We start from the raw sequence: 25,741 nt of genomic DNA, 5'->3' as shown, positions 1-25,741 counted from the left end.
AACTGACCGCAAGGGTCCGTAGCGTGGTTCTCGTCAGCAAGGCGTACACCGGCGCGGAACCAGAGGCGGCAGACCATGACCCAGATTTCCACCGAGATCCCCGGCGACGAGCGCGGCACGCTCCTCGCCTTCGTCGAGGCCCAGCGCGCGGCCCTGCGCGAAGCGGCGCGCGGGTTGAGCGAGGAGCAGGCGGCGAGCCGCCCCAGCGCCAGCGAGCTGTCCCTGTCGGGTCTGCTCAAGCACGCGGCGGAGGTCGAGCTGAACTGGCTGCGGCTGGCGCAGCAGCGGCCCGACCCGCAGCACGACGCACGGACCGACTGGAGTGACGGCTTCCGGCTGCTCGAGGGCGAGTCCGTCCCGTCCGTGCTGGCCTTCTGGGACGGGGTCACGCGGGAGCTGGAGGACTTCGTGCGGGACCTGCCCTCCCTCGACGGGCTGTTCCCGCTGCCGCCGGCGCCCTGGTTCCCCAAGGACGCCAAGGTCTCGATGCGCTGGATGCTGCTGCACCTGGTCGAGGAGTTCGCCCGGCACGCGGGCCACGCCGACGTGATCCGCGAGAGCCTGGACGGGACCAAGGCCATGGGCTGAGGCGGGCAGGCGGCCGGGCTTGCACCTCACGTGGCGTGAGGCTCCACAGTGAGGGGCGTAACGGACCGGAAGCGAGGAGGGAAGGTCATGGGCTATTCCGTGGGCCGGGTCGCCGGTCTCGCCGGTGTGACGGTGCGCACCCTGCACCACTACGACGAGATCGGTCTGCTCGCGCCGAGCGGCCGCAGCCACGCGGGTCACCGTCGCTACGACGACGCCGACCTGGACCGGCTGCAGCGGATCCTGTTCTACCGGGAGCTCGGCTTCCCCCTCGAAGAGGTCGCGGTCCTGCTGGACGACCCGGAATCGGATCCGCGGGAGCACCTGCGCCGGCAGCACGCCCTGCTGACCGACCGGATCGCCCGGCTCCAGCAGATGGCCGCGGCCGTCGAGCACGCCATGGAGGCGAAGAAGATGGGCATCAACCTCACGCCCGAGGAGAAGTTCGAGGTCTTCGGGGACCACGACCCCGAGCAGTACGAGCAGGAGGTGCGGGAGCGCTGGGGCGACACCGACGCCTACGCGCAGTCGCAGGCCCGGGCCGCCTCGTACACGAAGGACGACTGGCAGCGGATCCAGGACGAGTCCGCCGCCTGGGGCAGCCGCTACGCCGCCCTGATGGAGGCCGGCGAGCCCGCCGACGGCGAGCGCGCGATGGACCTGGCCGAGGAGCACCGGCTCCACATCAGCCGCTGGTTCTACGCGTGCCCCTACGAGACGCACATCTGCCTCGGTGAGATGTACGTCGCCGACGAGCGCTTCACGGCGTTCTACGACACGCTGCGGCCGGGCCTGGCCGCGCACCTGCGGGACGCGATCCTGGCCAACGCGGTGCGCAACGCGTAGCGCGGACCCCCCCTGCGCGACCCCCGCCCGGTCCCTGGAACCGGGCGGGGGTCGCGTGCGTTGATAATTGAGACTGCCTTTACCCTGCCCGCAACCGCCTGCCCCCGGCACGCCCCCCGATCCAGGAGAGTCCGGAAACCGTGTACACGATTGCGCTCGGCCCTGAGTGGCTGTCCCCGGACTATCTGATCTCGCACTTCGGCCTGATCGGCATCCTGGTCATCGTCTTCGCCGAATCGGGACTCTTCGCGTTCCTGCCCGGCGACTCGCTGCTGTTCACCGCGGGCCTGCTGGTCGCGGACGGCCAGTACATCAAGCAGCCGCTGTGGCTGGTCTGCACGCTGATCGTGGCCGCCGCGATCATCGGCGACCAGGTCGGCTACATGATCGGCAAGTTCTTCGGGCCCAAGCTCTTCAACCGCCCGAACTCCAAGCTGTTCAAGCGGGAGAACCTCGACAAGGCACACGAGTTCATGGACCGGCACGGCCCCAAGGCCATCGTGCTGGCCCGCTTCGTGCCGATCATCCGCACCTTCGCGCCGATGGTCGCGGGCGCCGGCTCGATGAAGTACCGCACCTTCCTGACCTTCAACGTCATCGGCGGCATCGGCTGGGGTGCCGGTGTCACCATCGCGGGCTACTGGCTCGGCCAGATCGAGTTCATCAAGACGAACATCGAGCCGATCCTCATCGGCATCGTCCTGATCTCGGTGATCCCCGTGGTCTTCGAGGTGCTGAAGGCGCGCCGGGAGAACAAGGCGGCGGCCGCCGCGCAGCCCCCGCTCGCCTCCGACAGCCAGACCCCGGGCCAGCGCGGCCGCCACGCCAAGCGCTGAGCCGCCTGAAGGCCGCGTACGCGTCTCGACGCCCCGGAACCCCGTGCGGGGGTCCCGGGGCGTCGTCACACCGCCTCAGAAGCCGCGGGTGCGCTTGGCGGCGCGGCGCTTGGCGGCGCTGGCCGCGCCCGGGATCCGCATGAACAGGCGGGAGGCCTCCGAGCCCAGGTTGACCCCGATCGCGATGGCGAGGGCGATGGCCGCGGCGTTCACCAGGGAGGCCAGGCCCTCGTTCAGCCGGTTCTCGGCGATCAGCAGCAGCCCGTAGTACGTCGCCGAACCCGGCAGCAGCGGCCCGATGGCCGCGGTCGTGTACGGCAGGGCGGAGGCGAAGCGGTAGCGGGAGAAGAGCTGCCCGAACAGGCCGACCAGACCGGCGGCGATGGCGGTCGACGGCACCGGCGGGATACCGCCCGCGTAGTGCAGGGCCCCGAAGGTCACCCACGCCACCCCGCCGTTCAGCGTCACGATCCACACGGTGGACCGCTCCTGCTGGAGCAGCACCGCGAAGGTGAAGACCAGCACCATCGAGGCGGCGATCTGGATCAGCGGCCGCTGCTGGATCTGCAGGACCTCCTCCGGCCGCGGGGAGGAGTCGAACTGCAGGCCGACGTAGAGCACGGCCAGCACGCCCATGATGATGCCGATGAAGAGGTACATGACCTCCAGCAGCCGGGCCGAGGCGGTGATGTAGTAGCCGGTCAGCCCGTCCTGCACGGCCGCGACCAGGGCCCGTCCGGGCAGCAGCGCGAAGAGCCCGCCGGTGATCACGGCGGAGGCCCTGACGTCGATCCCCGTCATGTTGAGCGCCACCCCGATCGCGGCCGGCGGCATCGCGGCGACCACGAACTGGTAGAACTCCGGCAGTCCGCGCCCCGCGCACAGCCAGGCCAGCCGGTCGCCCAGGACCGCCCCGAGGGCCGCCGCGATGAAGACCAGCACCCCGCCGCCCACCAGCGTGGAAGCCGCCCCGGCGAGCAGTCCCGCCGCGGACGTGAGCATCCACCCGGGGTAGGGGTGGCGGTTGCGGCGGATCTCGGCGAGGCGCCGGTAGGCCTCCTCCAGCGACACGTCGATCTCGTGGGCGCTGATGTCGTCGACCAGCCGGAAGACCGCGGCGAGGCGGTTGTAGTCGGTGCCGCGGCGGCGGACGGTCCGGTTCGCCGACACCGGGTCGTCCACCAACGAGGGCTGGTGAGTGATCGACAGCATGGTGAAGGTGACGGTGGGCTCGCAGCGGTCGAGCCCGTAGGAGCGGGCCACCGCGAACATGGCGGCCTCCACGTCCTCGGCGCCCTCGCCGCCGGCGAGCAGGAGCTCCCCGATGCGCAGGGTCAGGTCGAGCACGCGGCCGACGGCCGGGCCGGCCTCGGTCGGGCGCTGCACCAGGTCCGGCACGGGCCGCACGTCCACCGGCATGCGCAGCATCGTGCGCATCCGGTCCTGCCAGGGGGACTCCTTCAGCCGGGCGACGGGGAAGCCCTGGCCGGGGGTGTAGGCGGGCGGGGAGTGCGCGGCGCTGTAGGTGGCCGGGGTCGCGAAGGCCGAGCCCTCGGGCCCGGGCCGCGCGGGTTCGGTGCCCGCCGGCATCGCGAACTCCGAGGTGGGCTGTTCGTCCTCCGGGACCTCGGGCTCCATCCCGGGCGGCGGTGCGAAGGCGCTGTGCGCCTCGTCGGACTGGGGCTTGCGGTCCTCCGCCCCATCGGCTTCCGCCACACGCCCTCCCGCTCCGTGATCACTTGCGGTATCAGTATGCGGAACGGTTCCCTCCTCGGCGACGCCGCGCCCCCTTCCGGGGCGGGAGCGCCCCCGCAGACACGACGGCGGGCGGCACCCCCGAAGGGATACCGCCCGCCGTGCGTCGGCGACGCGAGGTCAGTGGTGGCCGCCGGAGGCTTCCAGACGCTTGTAGGAGGCCTCGATCTCGGCCTCCGCCTCGGTGCGGCCCACCCAGTTGGCGCCCTCGACCGACTTGCCCGGCTCCAGGTCCTTGTAGACCTCGAAGAAGTGCTGGATCTCCAGGCGGTCGAACTCGGAGACGTGGTGGATGTCGCGCAGGTGCTCGACACGCGGGTCGGAGGCCGGCACGCACAGCAGCTTGTCGTCGCCGCCCGCCTCGTCCGTCATGCGGAACATGCCGATGGCGCGGCACTTGATCAGGCAGCCCGGGAAGGTCGGCTCGTCCAGGATGACCAGCGCGTCCAGCGGGTCGCCGTCCTCACCGAGGGTGTTCTCGACGAAGCCGTAGTCGGCCGGGTAGCTGGTCGAGGTGAAGAGGCGACGGTCCAGACGGATCCGGCCGGTCTCGTGGTCCACCTCGTACTTGTTCCGCGAACCCTTGGGGATCTCGATGGTGACGTCGAACTCCACGTCCTGCTCCTCCATGATCAGCTTCAGCAGACTGAAACGCTTCGAGTAATGGCGCGTCCGGCCCAGCCGTCCCCAGCCACCGCCGGGTGGTACCCCCAGCCGGGTGGGGTGCCATGCTCGCGGCAAGACGCAATGGTTAAGTGTCCCTCACGCACATGTGTGATCGCGAAAGGGGCTGGTCCGAGGTGCCGTTCATCAGGACGTGGCAGCTCATCGCGGGTTCGGCCGTCGCCGGCCTCGCCCTGTCGGTGGCAGCGGTGACCGCCTCCGGTCCCTGGGACTCCGGCCAGCGTAAGGCCGAGCGGGACAGGGTCGCCTCCTGGGGCCTCACGGGTGGCGCAGATCACGGTGGAAGACCCGGTTCCGGCACCTTCCCGCAGGCCGCTCCCAGCGCGCCCGGGGTGCTCGGAGCCATCGGCCCCGGCGTCCCGCGGCAGGCCGCCGCGGCCGCCCCCGAGGGCCTCGCCGCGGCCCTGCGGCCGCTGCTCGCCGACCCCGCCCTCGGCACCGTCCGCGCCGCCTCCGTCGTCGACACCGCGACCGGGGAGGTGCTGTACGAGTCGGGGGCGCGGGAGGCGATGACCCCCGCCTCCACCGTCAAGATCGCCACCGCGGCGGCGGCACTGGCCGCCCTGGGGCCCGAGCACCGGATCCGGACCGCCGTCGTGCCCGGGGCCGCCCCCGGCCAGGTGGTGCTCGTCGGCGGCGGCGACCCCTCCCTCACCGCCCGGAAGAAGAGCCCCGCCGGATCGGGCGGCAGCCTCGTCGCCCTCGCCGCCGACGCCGCCCGGGCCCTCAAGGCCGCCGGCACCGGCAGCGTCGCCCTCGGCTACGACGACGGCCTCTACACGGGCCCGGTGCGCCACCCCATCGGCGACAACCCCAACATCGCGCCCGTCACCGCCCTGATGGCCGACGAGGGCCGCCCCGACGACTCCGTGTCCGGGCCGGTGCAGCGCACCGGCGACCCGTCGCGGGACGCCGCCCGCGCCTTCGCCGCCCTGCTGACCGAGCGCGGCGTCACGGTCACCGGCGAACCCGCCCGGGCCAAGGCCCCGGCAGGCGCCCAGCCGCTGGCGGCCACCCTCTCCACCCCGCTGGCCGGGCTCGTCGAGCGGATGCTGACCAACAGCGACAACGACATCGCCGAGGCCCTCGCCCGGCAGACCGCCCTCGCCTCCGGCCTCCCCGCCAGCTTCGAAGGCGGGGAGAAGGCCGTCACCGACCGGCTCGCCGCCCTCGGCGTCGAGGTCTCCGGCTCCCGCTTCGCCGACGGCAGCGGGCTCAGCCGCGCCGACAAGGTCACCGCCGGCCTGCTGACGGGCCTGCTCGCCAAGGCCGCCGACCCGCAGCGGCCGGAGCTGCGGCCCGTCCTCACCGGCCTGCCCGTCGCCGGGTTCACCGGCACCCTGCGCGCCCGCAACGCCGGCGGCTCACCGGCCGCCGGACTGCTCCGCGCCAAGACCGGCACCCTGACCGGCGTGAACTCCCTCGCCGGCACCGTCGTCGACCGCTCCGGCCGGCTCCTCGCCTTCGCCTTCCTGACCGCGAACAGCCCCGACGGCCCGGCCGCCGAGAAGGGCCTCGACAAGCTGGCCGCGGCGGTCGCGGCCGCGCCGTAGGGGGTCCGCCCGCGCCCCGGTCCACGTACGGTTGACGCATGACGAGCATCGGTGGTGCGGAGATGGTCGACTGGAACCTCGCGGTGGCGACCGCGACCCGGCTCGTGCGGCCCGGCCCGGAGGTCAGCCGGGACGAGGCACGGGCCGTCGTCGCGGAACTGCGCGAGCACGCCAGGGCCTCGGAACGGCACGTGCGCGAGTTCACCCGGATGATCCACGCCCTACCCGGAGGGGCGCCCGTCCCCGACACGCCCGTGCTGGTCGTCGACCGGGCCGGCTGGGTCAAGGCCAACGTGGCGGGCTTCCGCGAACTGCTCGGCCCGCTCCTCGGAAAGATGCAGGAGCGGCGCGCCGGCACTCCGGGAGCGGCCGTGCTCGGCGCGGTCGGCGGCAAGGTCACCGGCGTCGAGGTGGGCATGCTGCTGAGCTTCCTGGCCTCGCGGGTCCTCGGCCAGTACGAGACCTTCGCGCCGGTCACCCGCGACCTGCCGGGCTCCGGCACGGGCGGCGGCCGGCTGCTGCTCGTGGCCCCCAACATCGTGCACGTCGAGCGCGAGCTGGAGGTGCACCCGCACGACTTCCGGCTGTGGGTGTGCCTGCACGAGGAGACGCACCGTACCCAGTTCACGGCCGTCCCGTGGCTCCGCGACCACCTCGAGGGCGAGATCCAGACGTTCCTCGGGGCCACCGACATGGACCCGGCCACCATCCTGGAACGCCTGCGGGAGGCCGCGCAGTCCTTCGCCGGCGCCCGTCCCGACGCCGAGCGGGGCGACGAGGGCCGTTCCCTGGTCGAGCTCGTGCAGAGCCCCGAGCAGCGCGAGGTGCTGGGCCGGCTCACCGCCGTCATGTCCCTGCTGGAGGGCCACGCCGACTTCGTCATGGACGGGGTCGGCCCCCAGGTGGTGCCCTCCGTCGCCGAGATCCGGGAGAAGTTCCAGCAGCGCCGGGCCAGCGGCGCCGGCCGGCTCGACGCCACGCTGCGCAAGCTCCTCGGGCTCGACGCCAAGCTGCGCCAGTACCGCGACGGCGAGCGCTTCGTCCGCGCCGTCGTCGACCAGGTCGGGATGGACGGCTTCAACCGCGTCTGGACCTCGCCGAACACATTGCCGACGAAGTCGGAGATCGCCAGGCCGGCGGAGTGGGTGACCCGGGTGCACCGCAAGGGGAGCGAAGGGAGCGAACAAGGATGACCCGAGGGGCGTGAACATGTCTCTCCGGGGGAAGCAGCATCACCCGTCCGAGGGACCGTGGCCCGTGGAAGGGCGTGCGATGCTCGGGGAACGGCTCGGCTCTGTCACCATCGACGCACTCTGAGTGACATACCCGCCCCGCGGGGCGCCGCCCCCGGCAGCACCCCGCCGCTCCACCCCGACGCTCCACACCCCGAAGCCTCCGAGGCATCCGAACTCCATCGAAGGGCACCGGACATGGGTCCCCATCCTGCGGTCGCGGCGATACGCCTGGCGGTCCGCCGCGCACTCCACGACGTCCTCACCGATCTGACCGGCCACGCCCGCATCCCGGCCGCCGGGCGCTCCCGCACGGGTACCGGTACCGGTACCGGCACCGTGACCGGGGCCCCGCCCCTCGTCCTCGTCGCCTGCTCCGGCGGGGCCGACTCCATGGCGCTCGCCTCCGCCCTGGCGTTCGAGGCGCCCAAGCTCGGCATCCGGGCCGGCGGCGTCACCGTCGACCACGGACTGCAGCCCGGCTCCGACCTGCGCGCCGCCGAGGTCGTCGTCCGCATGACCGCCCTCGGCCTCGACCCGGTGGAGTCCGTCGCCGTGCGCGTCGGCCGCGAGGGCGGCCCCGAGGCCGCGGCCCGCGACGCCCGCTACGGCGCCCTGGACGAGGCCGCCGACCGGCTGGGCGCTTCCGCCGTGCTCCTCGGCCACACCCGGGACGATCAAGCCGAAACCGTCCTGCTGGGACTCGCCCGCGGCTCCGGCATCCGCTCGCTGTCCGGCATGGCCGAGGTCAGCGGGGGAGTGGGCCGCGGCCACCGCTACCGCCGCCCGTTCCTCCAGGTCGACCGGCAGACCGCCCGCAAGGCCTGCATGGTCCAGTCCCTCCCCGTCTGGGACGACCCGCACAACATCGACCCCGCCTACACCCGCTCCCGGCTGCGCCACGAGGGACTGCCCGCCCTGGAGAAGGCGCTGGGCAAGGGGGTCGTCGAAGCGCTGGCCCGCACCGCCCAGCTCTCCCGTGACGACGCCGACGCGCTGGACGCCTGGGCCGCCGAGGCGGAGAGCGGCGTACGGGACGAGGACGGCCGGCTGGAGTGCGCGAAGCTGTACGCCCTGCCCCCGGCCGTCCGCCGCCGGGTGCTGCGCAGGGCCGTGGTCGCCGCCGGCTCGCCCGCGGGATCCCTCTTCGCCCGCCACATCGAGGAAGTCGACCGCCTCATCACCGGATGGCGCGGTCAGGGCGCCATCAACCTGCCCGGCCGGGTCGAGGCCCAGCGGCAGGGTGGCAGACTTGTCATCCGGCAGGGCTGATTGGTGCTGAAACACGGCTGAGTCCTCCGGGGGCACCCCCGGAGCCCCGGCCGACAACGAAAGTGATGCGGGTGGACGAGAAGGACATGGGCAACGACCTCCAGTCGGTGCTCATCACCAAGGAAGAGATCGACGCGAAGCTGGCCGAGCTGGCCGCGAAGATCGACGCGGAGTACGCGGGCAAGGACCTGCTCATCGTCGGCGTGCTCAAGGGCGCGGTGATGGTGATGGCGGACCTGGCGCGTGCCTTGTCCACCCCGCTCACGATGGACTGGATGGCGGTGTCCTCCTACGGCGCCGGGACCCAGTCCTCCGGCGTGGTGCGGATCCTCAAGGACCTGGACACCGACATCAAGGACAAGCACGTCCTGATCGTCGAGGACATCATCGACTCCGGCCTCACGCTGTCCTGGCTGCTGTCGAACCTGGGCTCGCGCCAGCCGGCCTCCCTCGAGGTCGTCACGCTGCTGCGCAAGCCCGACGCCGCGAAGGTCGCGATCGACGTCAAGTGGGTCGGTTTCGACATCCCGAACGAGTTCGTCGTGGGCTACGGCCTCGACTACGCGGAGAAGTACCGCAACCTGCCGTTCGTCGGCACGCTCGCCCCGCACGTCTACGGCGGCTGACCCGGCTCCCGAGCGCGCCCCCGGGAGGTCCCGGAAGCTCCGGGGAACCTGGGGGCGATTCCCGCCGTTGGAGCAGGGGAAGGCGGGTCTGTCAGCCGTCCCACGGGGCAGCGGGTGACAATACAGGGGTACATTCCGAAGAACAGTCTTTACTCACAGCAGCATTTACCTACGGGCAGGAGGGACGGGGTGCCTTGCGCCCCGTATGGATGGACGTGAAGCGATACTTCCGTGGGCCGGTCATGTGGATCGTGCTGGCCGTCCTCGCCGTGGTCGTGTTGATGAATGTCGTCGGCTCCGGCGGCGGCTACAAGTCGGTGGACACCAGCGAGGTCATCAAGGCGATCAACAGTGGCCAGGTGGAGACAGCGAAGCTGACCACCGGCGACAGCCAGATGATCAAGATCGAGCTGAGCGACGGCCAGAAGCTCGGCAAGCACGACGGCACCAAGTTCCAGGCCAACTACATCGGGGATCAGGGCGTACAGCTCGCCCAGAACCTCCAGACCAAGTACGAAGCCGGTCAGATCCCGGACGGCTACTCCGTCACTCCGGACAAGACCAGCCCGTTCCTGAGCGTGCTGCTCTCGCTCCTGCCCTTCGTCCTCATCGTCGTGGTCTTCCTGTTCCTGATGAACCAGATGCAGGGCGGCGGCTCCCGGGTCATGAACTTCGGCAAGTCCAAGGCGAAGCTCATCACCAAGGACACCCCGAAGACCACGTTCGCGGACGTCGCGGGTTCGGACGAGGCCGTCGAGGAACTCCACGAGATCAAGGAGTTCCTCCAGGAGCCGGCGAAGTTCCAGGCCGTCGGCGCCAAGATCCCCAAGGGCGTGCTGCTGTACGGCCCGCCCGGCACCGGTAAGACCCTGCTCGCGCGCGCCGTCGCGGGCGAGGCCGGTGTCCCCTTCTACTCGATCTCCGGTTCCGACTTCGTCGAGATGTTCGTCGGTGTCGGTGCCTCGCGTGTCCGTGACCTGTTCGAGCAGGCCAAGGCCAACGCCCCGGCGATCGTCTTCGTCGACGAGATCGACGCCGTCGGCCGGCACCGCGGTGCGGGTCTGGGCGGCGGTCACGACGAGCGCGAGCAGACCCTCAACCAGCTGCTGGTCGAGATGGACGGCTTCGACGTGAAGGGCGGGGTCATCCTGATCGCCGCCACGAACCGTCCCGACATCCTCGACCCGGCCCTGCTGCGCCCCGGCCGCTTCGACCGGCAGATCGCGGTCGACCGTCCGGACATGCAGGGCCGTCTGGAGATCCTCAAGGTCCACCAGAAGGGCAAGCCGGTCGCCCCGGACGTGGACCTGGGCGCGGTCGCCCGGCGCACGCCCGGCTTCACGGGTGCCGATCTCTCCAACGTCCTGAACGAGGCCGCGCTGCTCACGGCCCGCTCGGACAAGAAGCTGATCGACAACCACTCGCTGGACGAGGCGATCGACCGCGTCGTGGCGGGCCCGCAGAAGCGGACCCGGATCATGTCGGACAAGGAGAAGAAGATCACCGCGTACCACGAGGGCGGACACGCCCTGGTCGCGGCGGCCTCCCCGAACTCCGACCCGGTCCACAAGATCACGATTCTGTCCCGCGGCCGGGCACTGGGCTACACCATGGTCCTGCCCGACGAGGACAAGTACTCGACCACGCGCAACGAGATGCTCGACCAGCTCGCGTACATGCTGGGCGGGCGCGCGGCCGAGGAGCTGGTCTTCCACGACCCGACCACGGGCGCGGCGAACGACATCGAGAAGGCCACGGCGACGGCCCGCGCGATGGTCACGCAGTACGGCATGACCGAGCGCCTCGGCGCGATCAAGTTCGGCGGCGACAACACCGAGCCGTTCCTGGGCCGCGAGATGTCGCACCCGCGGGACTACTCGGAGGAGGTCGCGGCGCTGGTCGACGAAGAGGTCAAGAAGCTCATCGAGACCGCGCACAACGAGGCCTGGGAGATCCTGGTCGAGAACCGCGACGTCCTCGACAACCTGGTCCTCGCGCTGCTGGAGAAGGAGACGCTGAACAAGGAGCAGATCGCCGAGATCTTCTCGACGATCGTGAAGCGTCCGGCCCGCCCCGCGTGGACCGGCTCCTCCCGCCGCACCCCTTCCACCCGCCCGCCGGTGCTCTCGCCCAAGGAGCTCCAGCTGACGAACGCGGCGAACGGCACGTCGGCGGGCACCGCCGCCGCGCCGGTCTCCACGGAGAAGGGCATCGAGGTCGCCCCGGAGGACCGCCCGGAGTAGCCGGCGGACGGGTCCACCCCGAATGGAAGCCGCGCCCCCCAGGTTCTAGCCTGGGGGGCGCGGCACTTTCACAGGAACGAGGAAGCAATGACGGACCCAGTGACCCTGACCGGCGACGAGGGCACGATCGGCGTGTTCGACGAGAAGCGCGCCGAGGCGGCGGTCCGTGAGCTGCTGACGGCGGTCGGGGAGGACCCGGACCGCGAGGGCCTGCGGGAGACCCCGGCACGCGTGGCGCGGGCGTACAAGGAGATATTCGCGGGCCTCTACCAGAAGCCGGAGGAGGTCCTGACGACGACGTTCGACCTGGGCCACGACGAGATGGTCCTGGTGAAGGACATCGAAGTCATGAGCTCGTGCGAGCACCACCTGGTGCCCTTCCACGGCGTGGCGCACGTCGGCTACATACCGTCCACGGACGGCAAGATCACCGGGCTGTCGAAGCTGGCCCGCCTGGTGGACGTGTTCGCCCGCCGCCCGCAGGTGCAGGAGCGGCTGACCACGCAGATAGCGGACTCCCTGATGGAGATCCTGGACCCGCGCGGCTGCATCGTGGTCATCGAGTGCGAGCACATGTGCATGACCATGCGCGGGGTCCGCAAGCCTGGCGCCAAGACCATCACCTCGGCCGTCCGCGGCCAGCTCCGCGACCCCGCGACCCGCAACGAGGCGATGAGCCTCATCATCGCCCGCTAGGTCCTGTCGTCAAAGTGGCGCGGGCCAGGCGGGACTTTGACGCCAGGGCCTAGGGCGAGGGGCTCAGGCGGCGGCGGGGCGGGTCCCGTCCTGGTCGTCGTCCTCCGGGAGCTTCAGGACGTGCTCCACGAAGAGGGCGGCGGCGACGACCGCCACGCCCGCCAGGACCGAGAAGCCGGCGTACCAGGCCTGGTCGCGGCGGGCGGGGACGTCCAGGGCGTCCATCAGCAGGAAGGCGCCCACGCCGCCGTACATGCCCGCGACGAGCGCCGCGACCAGCGCGCTGGCCTGGGCGAAGACCACCGCGCGGGCGGCCATCAGCGGCTCCACACCCTTGGCGCCCGGCCGTCGCTCGCGCTGCGCCTTCAGGCGGGCGCGCAGCGACAGGGCCGTGGCGAGCAGGACGACGGCGATGACGCCGAGGACGACGGGGGCGGCCAGCGGAACGCCCGGCAGCGTGCCGTACGCGTTCCACAGCCGGGCGCCCGCCCAGGACAGGACCCCGGCCACGGCGAAGATGCCCGCCAGGACGCCCGGCCTCAGTTGCTTCACTTGCCCGCTCCCCGTTCCGCGCCGCGCCGGTCGCGGCAGTCCACAGGGTAACGACTACTCGGGAAGGCGGAGTTCCAGGTCGGGGCGCGGCGTGACGCCGGTGAGGCCGATTCCGGCCAGGAGGCCGCCGACGCCCCCGTGGCCGGGGATCTGGGCCTCCGGGTCGATGTCGTGCCACGGGGCCAGTACGAAGGCGCGCTGGTGGGCCCTCGGGTGCGGCAGGGTCAGGAGCGGGTCCTCGGAGACCACGTCGGCGTACGCGACGATGTCGACGTCGATCGTGCGAGGGCCCCAGCGCTCCTCGCGGACGCGGTCGAAGGCCTCTTCGATGGCGTGGCCGCGCTCCAGGAGCGAGGACGGGGGCAGCGTGGTGCGCACCTTGACCACCGCGTTGAAGTACGCGGGCTGCGAGCCGGGCTCGACGCCCCACGGCTCGGTCTCGTAGACGGGGGAGACGGCCTTGACCCGCAGGCCGGGGGTGTCACCCAGGGCGTCGATGGCGCCCTGCAGGGTCTCCAGCCGGTTGCCGAGGTTCGCGCCGAGCGCGATCACGGCCCACTTCGGGTTCGACAGCGTGGTGTCCGCCGCGTCGACGGTCGCGACGACCGAGGCGGGCACCGGCTGGACCGTGGGGTCGCTCTGTGCGTTCAGTCCGTTGTTCATGCGCGGCTCCGGGTGATCGTGACGGTCACGTCGTCGAAGGGGACGGTGATGGGCGCGTCGGGCTTGTGGACGACGACCTCCACCTGAGCCACCGCTTCGTGCTTGAGGCACTGCTGGGCGATCCGCTCGGCGAGGGTCTCGATCAGGTCGACGGGCTCACCTTGGACCACGTCGACGACCTCCTCGGCCACCACCCCGTAGTGCACGGTCTTCGCCAGGTCGTCCCCGGCCGCCGCGGGGCGGGTGTCGAGGTGCAGCACCAGGTCGACGATGAAGGTCTGCCCCTCCTCGCGCTCCCGGGGGAAGACGCCGTGGTGCCCGCGAGCCTTGAGGCCGCGCAGCGCGACACGATCCACGCGAATCACTCCTGCTTTCGTAGGTTCTTCCGGCCCCGGGACTCCCGGGGGCCATGGGCCTACGCCGAGTGCGGTCGGCGTCGTCCGACTTCGAATTTACCTGCGAAACACCCCGGGCCCCGCCGAAGGGGTCAGGAGACGTCCTCCTCCTCGTCCTCGTCGGACTCCGTGAGCACCGGTGAACCGTGGTGGGACCACAGGCGCCAGCCCTCGGATGTGCGTCGGAACACATTCGTGGCGACGACCAGCTGCCCGACGAGCGGGCCCAGTTCCCCGCCGTCCTCGGCGGGGCCGCCGCTGAGGATGTTCTCGGTACACGTCACGAGCGCGGTGTCGCCGATCAGCGTCACCTTGGTGTCGGTGAGGAAGAACTGGATGTACTCCGTGTGGGACATGATCAGCGCGTAGGAGCGCAGTACCTCGCCGCGGCCCGAGAGCACCGGCCAGCCCGGGTGCACGCAGGAGATCTCGTCCTCGAGCCAGAGCGCCGACAGCGCGTCGAAGTCCCCCCGCTCCATGGCCTCGTAGAAGGCCGTGTTGACCTCTTCGACCGCTTCGACGTCGGTTCTGCTCACAGGGCTCCTTCTCGGTCGGTGGTCACAGCGCTCCTTCCACGGCCCGGGCCACCCGAACCGCGTCGGCCGTCGCCCGTACCTCATGGACCCGTACGGCCCAGGCGCCCTGGTGGGCCGCGAGGGCGGAGACGGCGGCGGTGGCGGCGTCGCGTTCGCGGGCCGGGGGCGGGGCGGCGCCTTCCCCGCCGGCCAGGACCCGGCCGAGGAAACGCTTGCGCGAGGCGGCGACCAGCAGCGGGAAGCCGAGGGCGCGCAGCTCGGGCAGGTGCGCGACGAGGGCGAGGTCGTGTTCGGCGTGCTTGGCGAAGCCGAGTCCGGGGTCGACGACGAGCCGCTCGGGGGCGATCCCGCCGGTGACGACGGCGTCGATGCGGGCGCGCAGCTCGGCGGTCACCTCGGCCAGCACGTCGTCGTAGACGGCGAGGCTGTTCATGCCATCGCTGAAGCCGCGCCAGTGCATGACGACGAAGGGGACCTCGGCGGCGGCGACGGCCGGGATCATGCCGGGGTCGGCGAGGCCGCCGCTGACGTCGTTGACCAGCAGCGCGCCGGCCGCGACGGCCCGGGCGGCGACGCTCGCGCGCATGGTGTCGACGGATACGGTGACGCCCTCGGAGGCCAGGCCCCGCACGACGGGGACGACCCGGCGCAGCTCCTCCTCCTCGTCCACGCGGGAGGCTCCGGGCCGGGTGGACTCGCCGCCGACGTCGATGAGGTCGGCGCCCTGGGCGGCGAGGTCGAGGCCGCGCTTGACGGCCGCGGTGGTGTCGAACCAGCGGCCGCCGTCGGAGAAGGAGTCGGGGGTGACGTTGACGACGCCCATGACCGCACAGCGGTCCCAGTCGGGCAGGCCTGTCACCTGGCCCCGGGGGGCCGGGCCGCGGTTGCTGTTCATGGCTTCAGGGTAGAGCCCCCCGCCCGCGGCGGCGGAGGGGCGGGGGCGGTGCCCCGGGCCGCGGGGGGTTCCCCGCCACGACGGCCACGACCGCCCTTCAGCCGTTCCCGGGACCGCTCCCGGGGGCCCGGGCCGGACCCCGGGGGGCCCGGGCCGGGGTCAGGCTGCCTGGACCTCGCGCTCCGGCTGCTTGGCGACCGCCGTCACGTGGTGGTGCGCGCAGGTGCGGACGGGCTTGGGGCGCCGGCGGCCGGCGAAGAGCCGGGGCAGCGCCAGCGTCACGAAGCCCTCGGCCTGCATGGCGGCGAAACCGATGCGCGGCAGGTCGCGGGTGGTGCGGAAGACCACGAAGCGGGGCTCCCAGCGGGGGCGGAACTTGGCGTTGAACTTGTACAGAGACTCGATCTGGAACCAGCGGGAGAGGAAGACCAGCAGGTTGCGCCACATCCGCAGCACCGGGCCGGCGCCGATCTTCTCGCCGCGGGCCAGGGCCGAGCGGAACATCGCGAAGTTCAGGGAGACCTTCTCGATGCCGAGGGCCGGGGCGGCTTCCAGCGAGGCGACGATCAGCAGCTCGTTCATGCCGGGGTCGGCCGCGCGGTCGCGCCGCATCAGCTCCAGGGACATGCCGTCCCGGCCCCACGGCACGAAGTGCTGGATGGCCTTGAGGTCGCCGAAGGGGCTGGTGTCACCCTCCTCGACGCGGTGCGCGGTGGCGATGAAGCAGTCGCCGTCGCCCGGGTCGCCGACGCGGCCCAGGGCCATGGAGAAGCCGCGCTCGGTGTCGGTGCCGCGCCACGCCTCGGCCGCGCCGCGTACCTGTGCGAGCTCGGTCTCGGTCAGCTCGCTCACCCGGCGGACCTTGGTGGTGTAGCCGTTGCGTTCGATGCGCTTCACCATCTGGCGGACATTGCGCATGGCCCGCCCCGAGAGGGAGAAGTCTTTGACATCGACAATCGCCTCGTCACCCAGCTCCAGCGCGTCCAGGCCGGTCTCGCGGGTCCAGACCTCGCCGCCGGTCTCGCTGCACCCCATGACGGCCGGGGTCCACGAGTGCGCCTTGGCCTCCTCCATGAACCGCTCGATGGCGCCGGGCCACGCCTCGACGTCGCCGATGGGGTCGCCGGAGGCGAGCATCACACCGGAGACGACCCGGTAGGTCACGGCGGCCTTGCCGCTGGGGGAGAAGACGACGGCCTTGTCGCGGCGGAGCGCGAAGTGGCCCAGGGAGTCGCGGCCGCCGTGCCGGGCGAGCAGCCCGCGCAGCTTGGCCTCGTCGTCCGCGGTGAGCCGGGCGGCCGGGTGCTCGGGGCGGAAGGCCAGGTAGATGGTGGTCAGCGCGGTCAGCATGCCGAGGGCGCCGAGGGAGTAGCCGACGGTCCAGGACACCCGGCCGGCGTAGTCCACGGGGCCCTCGAAGCCGAACAGCCCGAAGACCACGTGCTGGAGCTGCTCGTACAGGCCCGGCTCGCCGACGACCTTGCCCGGGTGGACGTTCACGATGACCAGGCCGAGCCCGATGGAACCGGCGCTCATCAGGACGAAGTTGGCGAGCGCCTTCCAGCGGCTGCGCGGGTCGGGCAGGGCCTTGAACTCGCCCTGGTGGCGCAGCAGCAGCGCGAGGAGCACCGCCGCGATGACCACGCCGATGACCGAGCTCCGGTGGATGAACTGCGCCGCGGCGCCCGCGGGAAGCAGGACCACGGCGGCGCGCCAGGCCCGCCGCTTGTGGCGCTTGAGGCCGTGGGCGAGCAGCAGGAGCAGGACGCCCGCGCTGATGGACAGCGCGGCGGCGAAGGGCCCCAGGGAGCCGGGCAGCACTTCGGTGACGGCGTGGATCCGGCTGTGCCGGAACCGCGGGAAGACGCCCGCCGCGATGTCCAGAAGGCCGACGATCATGACGGCCGTACCTACGAGGCCGGGCACGGCTTCCGGTCGTGGTCCGCGGAGGATTCGGCGGACCCGCTTCGGAACCTGTCCGGACTTATCGCCATCTATCCTGCTAGACATCGCTTCCCGTTGCTCCGCGAGAGATCATGTGGCCGAAGGCTGCGACAGCCTCCGGGTGTGGTGCGTCCATTAGGACGACATCGACGGGGAGCGGGTTCACTCTTCCGTCGGAAATTTCCGGTCCTGCCATCAGAAAGTCGACTGACTGCTCATGGGTCTCACCAGTAATACGGTTCTGGCGCTGGCCGTCCTCGCCGGTGTGCTGCTCTTCGCCGCGACGGTCTGGTTCTGGCCGAAGCTCTCGGGCCGCACCTGGCGCGCGTTCACCGGCCGGATCGGCCTCCTGCTGGCGACCCAGCTGGCGCTGTTCTCGGCTGTGGGGCTCGCGGCGAACAAGTCGTTCCTCTTCTACGGTTCCTGGGCCGACCTGCTCGGCCGGGAGACGTCCATGGGCAAGGTCGTCGACCACTCGATGAGCAGCAAGGACATCAAGGTCGTCGACAAGCAGCAGTTGGACGTGCCGGGTGGTGCCAAGCCCCAGGTCGGCGGACAGATCCTGAAGGTCGCCATCTCCGGGCAGAAGTCGAAGATATCGAGTCCCGGCTACGTCTGGCTCCCGCCGGAGTACTTCCAGCCGCAGTACAAGGACAAGAACTTCCCGGCGTCCGTCGTCCTGACCGGCTACCCGGGCACCGCCGAGAACCTGATCAAAGGGCTCGACTACCCGATGAAGGCCTTCAGCCTGTCCAAGGCGGGCAAGATGAAGCCGATGATCCTGGTCATGCTGCGGCCGACGGTGGCGCCGCCGCGGGACACCGAGTGCGTGGACATCCCCGGGGGCCCGCAGACCGAGACCTTCTTCGGCGTGGACCTGCCGCAGGCCGTCCAGGACACCTTCCGGGTCGGCAAGGAGCCCCGGAACATGGGCTTCATCGGCAACTCGACCGGTGGCTACTGCGCCCTGAAGATCGCCGCGCACTACCCGCAGACGTTCGGCGCCGCCGCGGGCCTGTCCGCGTACTACGACGCTCCCGACGACCCGACCACCGGCGACCTGTTCCACGGGGACGACAAGCTGAAGCAGCGCGCGAACGTCCTGCACAGCATCCAGAACAAGAAGCCCACGGGCACGTCGTTCCTGGTCACCAGCAGTGAGACCGGCGAGCCGAACCTCACCGACACCAAGAAGTTCATCAAGCTGGTCAAGGGCCCGGACCGGGTCTCCTCGATCATCCTCGACAGCGGCGGCCACAACTTCAACACGTGGCGCCGCGAGATCCCGCCGATGCTGATGTGGATGAGCGGCCGCATCGAGGCCTGACGGCCGCAGGTGCGCGGGACGGCGCAGCGGGGGGCAGGGCCCGACTCCGGTCGGGCCCTGCCCCTTTTCTCACGCCTCCTGCAACCGCGCGCGGCGCAGGGCGCGGTGGACGCCCGCCGGGGTCAGGACGCCGACCAGCGCGCCGGAGTCCGGATCCGTGACGCCGATCCGGCCCGAGTCCTCCTGCAGCAGGGCGGAGAGCGCCTCGCGCAGGCTCGCCCCCAGCCGGACGGCCGTGGCCGGGGCCGGGGAGCCGGCCTCCGGCTCCGCCAGGTCGGCCGTCCCCACGGCGGTGACCGCGAGCCGCTTGAGCCCCCGGTCGGCGCCGACGAAGGAGGCCACGTAGTCGGTGGCGGGGGCGGCGAGCACCTCCGCCGGGGCGGCGAACTGCTCGATGGCGCCCGCCCCGTAGACCGCCATGCGGTCGCCGAGCCGGATCGCCTCCTCCAGGTCGTGGGTGACCAGCATGATGGTCTTGCGCACCGTCTTCTGCAGCGTCAGGAACTCGTTCTGCAGCCGCTCGCGCACCACCGGGTCCACCGCGCCGAACGGCTCGTCCATCAGCAGCACCGGCGGGTCCGCGGCGAGCGCGCGGGCCACGCCGACGCGCTGGCGCTGCCCGCCCGAGAGCTGCTGCGGGTAGCGGCCGCCGTACACCGCCGGGTCCAGGCCGACCAGTTCCAGCAGCTCCGCCGCCCGCGCGCGGGCCCTTGCCTTGGGGGTGCCGATGAGCTGGGGCACGGTCGCGGTGTTCTCCAGCACCGTCTTGTGCGGGAAGAGCCCGACCTGCTGGATGACGTAACCGATGCGGCGGCGCAGTTCGACCGGGTCGGCGGTGGAGACGTCCTCGCCGCCGAGCAGGATCCGGCCCGAGGTCGGCTCGATGAGCCGGTTGACCATCTTCATGGTGGTCGTCTTGCCGCAGCCGGACGGTCCCACGAGCGTGACCAGCTCACCCTCGGCCACTTCGAACGACAGGTCCTCCACGGCCGTCGTCCCGTCCGGGTAGCGCTTGGTCACATGCTCGAATCGGATCACATCCCCATCCTTCCCTACGGGCCCGCTGTCACGGGCGAAGGATTCATGAGGAGAGTGTTACGCGGCTGCGAAGGGTTCCGGCCCGTGCCGGTGCCTGGGGTTAGGGTCGGACTCGTACACGTGTCGGTGACGGGGGGTGGAGCATGGCGGAACGCAACTGCCTGGTGGCGAACGACTGGATCTGCTGGGAGTACGTCACCTCCCGTTCCCAGGAGCTGACCGACGCCACCCTCGAACACGTGTGGATCACGGCCGTCTCGGTCGTCATCGGCATCGCCGTGTCCGTGCCCCTCGCCCTCCTGGCCCGGCGGGGCCGGCACTGGGCGGCCCCCGTGCTCGCCTTCACCACGCTCCTCTACACGGTCCCCTCCCTCGCCATGTTCTCCCTGCTGCTGCCCGTGTTCGGGCTCTCGGCGGCGCTCGTGGTGACCGGTCTCGTGCTGTACTCGCTGACCATCCTCGTCCGCAACGTGCTGGCCGGGCTGGAAGCCGTCCCCGAGGAGGTGCGCGAGGCGGCGCGCGGCATGGGCTACGGCCCCGGCCGGCTGCTGTGGCAGGTCGAACTGCCCCTGGCGCTGCCCGCACTGCTCGCCGGGGTGCGGATCGCCACCGTCTCCACGGTCGCGCTGACCACGGTGGGCTCCATCGTCGGCAAGGGCGGCCTCGGCAACCTCATCGCCCCGGCCGTGAGCAGCTCCTTCAAGGCCCAGGTGCTCACCGCCTCGGTGCTGTGCGTGGCTCTCGCACTCGCGGCCGATCTGCTGCTGCTCGGGGTGCAGCGGCTGCTCACCCCGTGGACCCGTACCGGCCAAGCCGCGCGCCCGGCCCGCCCCGGCCGCTCCGCCCGGCCCCTGAAGGAGGTCTGAGGAGATGGGCGCACTGGCAGGGGCCTGGGACTGGCTGGCGGACGGCGCCAACTGGTCGGGGGAGGGCGGCGTCTGGCACCGGCTGGGCGAGCACGTCTACGTCAGCGGGATCGCGCTGGCGCTCGCCTGCGCGGTGGCCCTGCCCCTCGGCCTGTACCTCGGCCACCTCGGCAAGGGCGGCGGCCTCGCCGTCAACGTCTCCAACATCGGGCGCGCCGTGCCCGTCTTCGCGGTCCTGGCCCTGTTCATGGTCTCCCCGCTGCGCAACGCGGGCTATCTGCCCACCATCGCCGCGCTGGTGCTGTTCGCCGTGCCCCCGCTGCTGACCAACGCGTACGTGGGCATGCGCGAGGTGGACCGCGCGGTGGTGGAGGCCGCCCGGGGCATGGGCATGTCCGGACCGCAGCTCTTCTTCCGGGTGGAGCTGCCGCTCGCCCGGGGCCTGGTGATGACGGGCCTGCGCTCGGGCGCGGTCCAGGTCGTCGCCACGGCCACGATCGCGGCGATGGTCGGCCAGGGCGGTCTCGGCCGGATCATCACCGCCGGATTCAACACGTACAACACCGCGCAGGTCGTCGCCGGAGCCCTGCTGGTGGCCGCGCTGGCCCTGCTGGTGGAGGGCGCCCTGGTGGCGGCGGAGCGACTGCTGCCGCGGCCGGCGCGCGCGGCGTCCCACTGATCCGATCCCCTTTCCCCGCCTCGAACGGAGCAACTCCATGAGCAAGACCACGCGCGTCCTCGGCGCGTCCCTGGGCTGCCTCGCCCTGACGGTGTCGCTGGCCGCGTGCGGCGGCGACAGCCTGGAGAAGAGCAAGGACGGCGGCTCCTCCGCCTCCGCCCCCTCCGGCGGCGGCAAGGGCGCCCTGGTGATCGGCGCGGCCGGGTTCACCGAGTCCACCGTGCTGGCCGAGCTGTACGCGCAGGTCCTCAAGGACGCGGGCTACAGCACGTCGGTCAAGACGGTCAACAACCGCGAGCTGTACGAGCCGTCGCTCGAGCAGGGGGAGATCGACGTCGTCCCGGAGTACGCGGCCACCCTCGCCGAGTTCCTCAACGCCAAGGTGAACGGGCCGAAGGCGCCCGAGGAGAAGCCGGTCGCGTCGAGCGACGCCACGGCGACGGTGGCGGCCCTGGAGAAGCTCGCCGCCCCGCTCGGCCTGAAGGCGCTGCCCGCCGGCGCGGCGGTCGACCAGAACGCCTTCGCGGTGACCAGGGAGTTCGCGCAGAAGAACAACCTGAAGTCGCTCTCCGATCTCGGGAAGTCCGGGCTGAAGGTGAAGATCGCGGCCGGTGACGAGTGCGCCGTCCGCCCGTTCTGCGCACCCGGGTTGACCAAGACGTACGGAGTTCAGGTCTCCGGGATCGACCCCAAGGGCGTCGGCACCCCGCAGGCCAAGCAGGCGGTGAAGGACGGCGCGGCCCAGCTGGTGCTGACCACCACCACCGACGCCACGCTCGACGGCTACGGGCTGGTCCTGCTCGAGGACGACAAGAAGCTCCAGAACGCCGACAACGTGCTGCCCGTGGTCAACGCCAAGGACGCGGGCGCCCCCGAGGTCGCGGCCGCGCTCGACCGGCTGACCAAGGTGCTCACCACGGCCGACCTGGTCGAGCTGAACCGCAAGGTGGACGCCGAGCGCGCCAAGCCGGCGGACGCGGCGAGGGCCTACCTCCAGTCCAAGGGCCTCCTCGAGAAGTAGCCGCCACCGGGTGGTGGGGGCCGCGCGGGCAACTCGCCCGGCAAGAGATTGCCGGGCGAGTACCCCACGCGGCCCCCACGCCCTGTAAATTTCAGGCCATGCCCCGTGGACGCCACCGCAATCCCGAACCCCTGCACCGGCTGCTCACGCCGACGGCCGTCGCCGGTGTGTCCCTCGCGGGCGCCGGCGCGGCCTGGCTGCTCGCCGAACCCGTGGGCCTGCGGCTGCTGGTGGCCCTCACCGCCGCCGCCGGGGTCGCGGGCGCCGTCGTGATGCGCGCCTGGGACCGCTCGGCGGGCCGGCGCGTCGCGGAACTGGCGCGCGAGCGGGTCAAGGACGAGTGGAGGACGGACGAGCGCATAGCCGAGCTCGAATCGGACCTCGAAGAGGCCCGCCTGCTGCGGGCCAAGCTGGACGCCAAGCTGCGCGCCAAGCGCGTCGAACTGGCCGGGCTGCGCGGCGAGCACGCGTCCCTGTTGCGCCGGTACGCCACCGCCGAGACCGAACGCGCGAGCGCGCTGGAAGGCCGCCGGCTGCTGGCCCTGGAGGCCACCGCCGCTCCGGCCGCGGCGCCGAGGGAACTCACGACGGGCTCCGAGGAGCGCACCGCGGCGGGCGCGCCCACCGCGGTCGGTTTCGCCCGGGCCCACGCGGCGCTGGGCGCGCTGGCCCGCACGGGGCGCACGCGGGTCCTCCCGGCGGGCGGGCCCCGCCCCGCCTCCGCGCCCGCCCCGGGTCCCGCGGCCTCCGTCCCGGCCCGTCGGCCGGCCGCCGCGGTGGCCCCCTACGCGGCGCAGCGGCGTACCACCTCCCGGGTCGAGGGGGGCTTCGACTTCTTCGGCACCAAGAACGCGGCGCAGGCCCGTGCGGCGATCGAGGCGGTACAGCACGAGGACCTGGCCGACGTGGTCGGCGCGGAGGCCCTCGCGGTCCACGAGGCGGAGGCGGCGCAGGCCCCGGCCGCCGAACGGGACGCGTCGACGCGGGAGTCGGAGCCGGAACGGGAGCCCGGGCAGGATTCCGGTCAGGAGTCCGGCGAGGAGTCCGCGGCGGGCCAGGTCATCGACCTGACGGCGCACGACGAGACCGAGCCGATCGACGTGGCCCGGCTGCGTACGGCGATCTCCTAGAAGAGCGCCGTACGTCCGCCGCCGCTCAGAACAGCGGCAGTTGCCCCGGATGCGGACCGAGGACGAACCCGTCCAGGGTCGGTGCCGAGGCGCCCAGCACCACCCGGGCCCGGGAGCCGGGGCAGGAGACCAGGTCGGATCGCCCGGGAGGATCGTGCCGGGCGATCCGGCCGCCGGTGACGGCGCAGTCGCGGCCGCAGGAAGGACAGGCCCGCCGGGGGGAAGGGGACATGCCCCCCAGTCTGCCCTGCCGCACCGACATCAGCCGCGCGCGGCCGCCGACCACGACGCGTGGGCCTGGCACACCCGGTCCCACAGGGCCGTCCGGTCCACCGGAGTCAGATCGTCCAGCTCCCGGTTGAAGACGGTGGCGATGGCCTCGTAGAACTCCTCCGGGGTGGTCAGTTCCCGCTCGCTCGGCCCCTTCTCCAGGTCGATGTGGGTCAGGATCCGCCCGCGCATCACGTCGATGGACTCCGCGTCCCGGCGGAGCAGGGCCAGGGTGCGCACGAAGGAGGAGTCCTCCGCGGTGGACAGCCGCAGGTGCTCCGCCTCGAACGCGTCCGGAGCGGAGGCGGCGGAGCGGAAGTTCATCCGGGGGAAGGGGCTGCCCGGGTTGTGGCAGCTCCAGCCCTCCACCGGCCCGGCGAGGCGTTCCAGCCGGTAGGAGGACGCGCCCTGCGCGTGCTCGCCCTCGCGCAGCGGCAGCGGTTCGTGGGGTCCGTCGCCGAGGCCCACGTCGACCAGGTAGGCGCCACCGCCGACCCGGACGGTCAGCGCGAGGTGGTTGCCGTTGACGTCCTGCGCGTCGGCCTCCTCGTAGACGCCGCCCAGGTGCCGGGTGACGTCGTACCCGAGGTGGTCGAGGAGGGCGGCGAACGCCCCGTTGAGGTGGAAGCAGTAACCCCCGCGCCCGGCGGCGAACCGGCGCACCGACAGCTCCGGGTCGATGCCCGGGGGCCGGCCGAGCTGGATGTCGATGTTCTCGTAGGGGACGCGCTCCAGGTGGGCCCGTTGGAGGGTGCGGAGCCCCTCGGCGGACGGCGCGCCGGGGTCGGGCACGCCCAGTCGTCGCAGATACGCGTCGAATATGCCAGAAGTCATGCGCTCACCCTAGGGGGCACATGGCGGCATTTCCCGCCAAACAGGCGGTCCGGCCCGCTCGTTGGCGTCCTCTCCGCGGCATCCGCTCCTCGGTGCCCGCTACTTGTCGATGTCTCCGACCACGAAGAACAGCGAGCCCAGGATCGCCACCATGTCGGCGACCAGCGTCCCCGGCAGCAGTACGGCCAGTGCCTGGATGTTGTTGTAGGAGGCGCTGCGCAGCTTGAGCCGGTACGGGGTCTTCTCGCCCTTCGAGACGAGGTAATAGCCGTTGATGCCGAGGGGGTTCTCGGTCCAGGCGTAGGTGTGCCCCTCGGGGGCCTTCAGGACCTTGGGCAGGCGCTGGTTCACCGGCCCCGGCGGGAGCTCGGCCATCCGGTCCAGACAGGCCGCGGCGAGGTCGAGGGCGTTGTGCGTCTGCTCCAGCAGCACCTCGAAGCGGGCCAGGCAGTCGCCCTCGGTGCGGGTGACCACCTTCAGGACGTCCTGGAGCTCGCCGTAGGCGAGGTACGGCTCGTCGCGGCGCAGGTCGAAGTCGACCCCCGAGGCGCGGGCGATGGGCCCGGACACCCCGTACGCGTGCACGGCCTCGGCGGAGAGCACGCCCACCCCCCGCGTGCGGCCCCGGAAGATCTCGTTGCCGTGCACCAGCTTGTCGTAGACGTCCATACGGGTGCGGACGTCGGCGACGGCCTCGCGGGCCCGGCCCAGCCAGCCGGCCGGGAGGTCCTCCTTGAGGCCGCCGACGCGGTTGAACATGTAGTGCATGCGGCCGCCGGAGATCTCCTCCATGACGGCCTGGAGCTCCTCGCGCTCGCGGAACGCGTGGAAGATCGGGGTGATCCCGCCCAGCTCGAGGGGGTAGGAGCCGAGGAACATCAGGTGGTTGAGCACCCGGTTCAGCTCGGCCAGCAGGGTCCGCATCCACACGGCCCGCTCGGGGACCTCCATGCCGAGCATCCGCTCGACCGCCATGACCACGCCGAGCTCGTTGGAGAACGCGGACAGCCAGTCGTGGCGGTTCGCGAGCATCACGATCTGCCGGTAGTCACGGGCCTCGAACAGCTTCTCGGCGCCGCGGTGCATATAGCCCACCACCGGCTCGGCACTGACGATCCGCTCGCCGTCCAGGACGAGCCGCAGGCGCAGCACGCCGTGCGTGGAAGGGTGCTGGGGGCCGATGTTGAGCACCATGTCGGTGCTCTCCGCCGCCCCGCCGATGCCGACCGTGGTCTCCGTCATGGCGGCATTCTCGCAGCC

Annotated in this window: 25 protein-coding genes and 1 pseudogene; 14 read left to right on the top strand and 12 right to left on the bottom strand. The window is 71.9% G+C overall.

Annotated elements, in window-relative coordinates:
• Positions 1 to 75: 75 nt before the first annotated feature.
• The 3 genes and pseudogenes from AC07FY_RS10320 to AC07FY_RS10310 all read left to right on the top strand — a co-directional run.
• Entirely contained in the window at positions 76 to 588 is a 513-nt protein-coding gene (locus tag AC07FY_RS10320; protein WP_479003402.1) for a DinB family protein, read from the top strand.
• An 87-nt stretch (positions 589 to 675) separates the two neighbouring features.
• Positions 676 to 1,434 carry a MerR family transcriptional regulator gene (locus tag AC07FY_RS10315; protein ID WP_479003399.1) on the top strand — a complete coding sequence of 253 codons (759 nt, stop codon included), beginning with the start codon at positions 676 to 678 and terminating at the stop codon, positions 1,432 to 1,434.
• Between the two features lie 140 nt (positions 1,435 to 1,574).
• Positions 1,575 to 2,240 (top strand): annotated as a pseudogene (locus AC07FY_RS10310) (DedA family protein); the annotation flags it as partial.
• A 105-nt stretch (positions 2,241 to 2,345) separates the two neighbouring features.
• On the opposite strand, the gene AC07FY_RS10305 reads toward AC07FY_RS10310, so the two are convergent.
• Together AC07FY_RS10305 and AC07FY_RS10300 are read right to left on the bottom strand one after the other, a co-directional pair.
• On the bottom strand, positions 2,346 to 3,986 hold the full coding sequence (locus AC07FY_RS10305) for a threonine/serine exporter family protein (protein ID WP_479003395.1): 1,641 nt from the start codon (positions 3,984 to 3,986) through the stop codon (positions 2,346 to 2,348).
• Between the two features lie 159 nt (positions 3,987 to 4,145).
• On the bottom strand, positions 4,146 to 4,640 hold the full coding sequence (locus AC07FY_RS10300; protein ID WP_329390831.1) for an inorganic diphosphatase: 495 nt from the start codon (positions 4,638 to 4,640) through the stop codon (positions 4,146 to 4,148).
• 155 nt (positions 4,641 to 4,795) lie between these two features.
• On the opposite strand from AC07FY_RS10300, the gene dacB reads away from it, so the two are divergent.
• The 6 genes from dacB (at position 4,796) to folE (ending at position 12,331) form a co-directional block, all read left to right on the top strand.
• Complete coding sequence (gene dacB, locus AC07FY_RS10295; RefSeq protein ID WP_479003392.1) at positions 4,796 to 6,262, top strand: D-alanyl-D-alanine carboxypeptidase/D-alanyl-D-alanine endopeptidase; 1,467 nt, start codon at positions 4,796 to 4,798, stop codon at positions 6,260 to 6,262.
• A gap of 38 nt (positions 6,263 to 6,300) precedes the next feature.
• Positions 6,301 to 7,455: a zinc-dependent metalloprotease gene (locus AC07FY_RS10290; protein ID WP_479003389.1), complete on the top strand. Its 1,155-nt coding sequence runs from the start codon at positions 6,301 to 6,303 to the stop codon at positions 7,453 to 7,455.
• A gap of 237 nt (positions 7,456 to 7,692) precedes the next feature.
• Positions 7,693 to 8,766: a tRNA lysidine(34) synthetase TilS gene (gene tilS / locus AC07FY_RS10285; protein WP_479003386.1), complete on the top strand. Its 1,074-nt coding sequence runs from the start codon at positions 7,693 to 7,695 to the stop codon at positions 8,764 to 8,766.
• 65 nt (positions 8,767 to 8,831) lie between these two features.
• Positions 8,832 to 9,392 carry a hypoxanthine phosphoribosyltransferase gene (gene hpt / locus AC07FY_RS10280; protein WP_243339812.1) on the top strand — a complete coding sequence of 187 codons (561 nt, stop codon included), beginning with the start codon at positions 8,832 to 8,834 and terminating at the stop codon, positions 9,390 to 9,392.
• A 209-nt stretch (positions 9,393 to 9,601) separates the two neighbouring features.
• Positions 9,602 to 11,635: an ATP-dependent zinc metalloprotease FtsH gene (ftsH, locus tag AC07FY_RS10275; protein ID WP_479003383.1), complete on the top strand. Its 2,034-nt coding sequence runs from the start codon at positions 9,602 to 9,604 to the stop codon at positions 11,633 to 11,635.
• Between the two features lie 87 nt (positions 11,636 to 11,722).
• Positions 11,723 to 12,331, top strand: a complete 609-nt coding sequence (folE, locus tag AC07FY_RS10270) for a GTP cyclohydrolase I FolE (protein ID WP_479003380.1) — start codon at positions 11,723 to 11,725, stop codon at positions 12,329 to 12,331.
• A gap of 63 nt (positions 12,332 to 12,394) precedes the next feature.
• On the opposite strand, the gene AC07FY_RS10265 is transcribed toward folE, so the two are convergent.
• The 6 genes from AC07FY_RS10265 to AC07FY_RS10240 all read right to left on the bottom strand — a co-directional run bounded on the left by AC07FY_RS10265 (position 12,395) and on the right by AC07FY_RS10240 (position 17,382).
• Positions 12,395 to 12,883: a DUF3180 domain-containing protein gene (locus tag AC07FY_RS10265; RefSeq protein WP_479003378.1), complete on the bottom strand. Its 489-nt coding sequence runs from the start codon at positions 12,881 to 12,883 to the stop codon at positions 12,395 to 12,397.
• 54 nt (positions 12,884 to 12,937) lie between these two features.
• A complete protein-coding gene (gene folK, locus AC07FY_RS10260) occupies positions 12,938 to 13,546 on the bottom strand; it encodes a 2-amino-4-hydroxy-6-hydroxymethyldihydropteridine diphosphokinase (protein WP_479003375.1) in 609 nt (202 codons plus the stop codon).
• The gene (folB, locus tag AC07FY_RS10255; RefSeq protein WP_069920812.1) at positions 13,543 to 13,902 is read right to left on the bottom strand and encodes a dihydroneopterin aldolase; all 360 of its coding nucleotides are present in this window, start codon (positions 13,900 to 13,902) and stop codon (positions 13,543 to 13,545) included. The genes folK and folB overlap by 4 nt, the downstream gene beginning before the upstream one ends.
• A 131-nt stretch (positions 13,903 to 14,033) precedes the next feature.
• Positions 14,034 to 14,477, bottom strand: a complete 444-nt coding sequence (locus AC07FY_RS10250; protein WP_479003372.1) for a nuclear transport factor 2 family protein — start codon at positions 14,475 to 14,477, stop codon at positions 14,034 to 14,036.
• 22 nt (positions 14,478 to 14,499) lie between these two features.
• The gene (gene folP / locus AC07FY_RS10245) at positions 14,500 to 15,372 is read right to left on the bottom strand and encodes a dihydropteroate synthase (RefSeq protein ID WP_479003369.1); all 873 of its coding nucleotides are present in this window, start codon (positions 15,370 to 15,372) and stop codon (positions 14,500 to 14,502) included.
• A 159-nt stretch (positions 15,373 to 15,531) separates the two neighbouring features.
• Positions 15,532 to 17,382: a phosphatidylglycerol lysyltransferase domain-containing protein gene (locus AC07FY_RS10240; protein WP_479003366.1), complete on the bottom strand. Its 1,851-nt coding sequence runs from the start codon at positions 17,380 to 17,382 to the stop codon at positions 15,532 to 15,534.
• A gap of 151 nt (positions 17,383 to 17,533) precedes the next feature.
• Here AC07FY_RS10240 and AC07FY_RS10235 point away from each other — a divergent pair, with 151 nt between their 5' ends.
• Positions 17,534 to 18,643, top strand: a complete 1,110-nt coding sequence (locus AC07FY_RS10235) for an alpha/beta hydrolase (RefSeq protein WP_479003363.1) — start codon at positions 17,534 to 17,536, stop codon at positions 18,641 to 18,643.
• Positions 18,644 to 18,712: 69 nt separating this feature from the next.
• Here the strand turns inward: AC07FY_RS10235 and AC07FY_RS10230 are convergent, their stop codons facing one another.
• Positions 18,713 to 19,681, bottom strand: a complete 969-nt coding sequence (locus tag AC07FY_RS10230) for an ABC transporter ATP-binding protein (protein ID WP_479003360.1) — start codon at positions 19,679 to 19,681, stop codon at positions 18,713 to 18,715.
• 143 nt (positions 19,682 to 19,824) lie between these two features.
• Here AC07FY_RS10230 and AC07FY_RS10225 point away from each other — a divergent pair, with 143 nt between their 5' ends.
• The 4 genes from AC07FY_RS10225 to AC07FY_RS10210 all read left to right on the top strand — a co-directional run bounded on the left by AC07FY_RS10225 (position 19,825) and on the right by AC07FY_RS10210 (position 23,377).
• Positions 19,825 to 20,547, top strand: coding sequence for an ABC transporter permease (locus AC07FY_RS10225; RefSeq protein WP_479003357.1), 723 nt, complete (start codon positions 19,825 to 19,827; stop codon positions 20,545 to 20,547).
• A gap of 4 nt (positions 20,548 to 20,551) precedes the next feature.
• On the top strand, positions 20,552 to 21,226 hold the full coding sequence (locus tag AC07FY_RS10220; RefSeq protein ID WP_479003355.1) for an ABC transporter permease: 675 nt from the start codon (positions 20,552 to 20,554) through the stop codon (positions 21,224 to 21,226).
• 37 nt (positions 21,227 to 21,263) lie between these two features.
• Positions 21,264 to 22,247: an ABC transporter substrate-binding protein gene (locus AC07FY_RS10215; protein ID WP_479003352.1), complete on the top strand. Its 984-nt coding sequence runs from the start codon at positions 21,264 to 21,266 to the stop codon at positions 22,245 to 22,247.
• Between the two features lie 98 nt (positions 22,248 to 22,345).
• Positions 22,346 to 23,377 (top strand): hypothetical protein, encoded by a 1,032-nt coding sequence (locus tag AC07FY_RS10210; RefSeq protein WP_479003349.1) that lies wholly within the window; start codon positions 22,346 to 22,348, stop codon positions 23,375 to 23,377.
• A gap of 25 nt (positions 23,378 to 23,402) precedes the next feature.
• On the opposite strand, the gene AC07FY_RS10205 is transcribed toward AC07FY_RS10210, so the two are convergent.
• The 3 genes from AC07FY_RS10205 to AC07FY_RS10195 all read right to left on the bottom strand — a co-directional run bounded on the left by AC07FY_RS10205 (position 23,403) and on the right by AC07FY_RS10195 (position 25,723).
• A complete protein-coding gene (locus tag AC07FY_RS10205) occupies positions 23,403 to 23,609 on the bottom strand; it encodes a hypothetical protein (protein ID WP_479003347.1) in 207 nt (68 codons plus the stop codon).
• 29 nt (positions 23,610 to 23,638) lie between these two features.
• Positions 23,639 to 24,481 (bottom strand): arylamine N-acetyltransferase family protein, encoded by an 843-nt coding sequence (locus AC07FY_RS10200; protein ID WP_479003345.1) that lies wholly within the window; start codon positions 24,479 to 24,481, stop codon positions 23,639 to 23,641.
• 99 nt (positions 24,482 to 24,580) lie between these two features.
• Positions 24,581 to 25,723: an NADH-quinone oxidoreductase subunit D gene (locus AC07FY_RS10195; RefSeq protein ID WP_479003342.1), complete on the bottom strand. Its 1,143-nt coding sequence runs from the start codon at positions 25,721 to 25,723 to the stop codon at positions 24,581 to 24,583.
• Between the last annotated feature and the right edge of the window lie 18 nt (positions 25,724 to 25,741).

It is taken from the genome of Streptomyces sp. NPDC045967 (assembly GCF_056430495.1).
The sequence above is the reverse complement of the archived record's forward strand: the minus strand, read 5'-3'. Positions and strand labels throughout refer to the sequence as shown.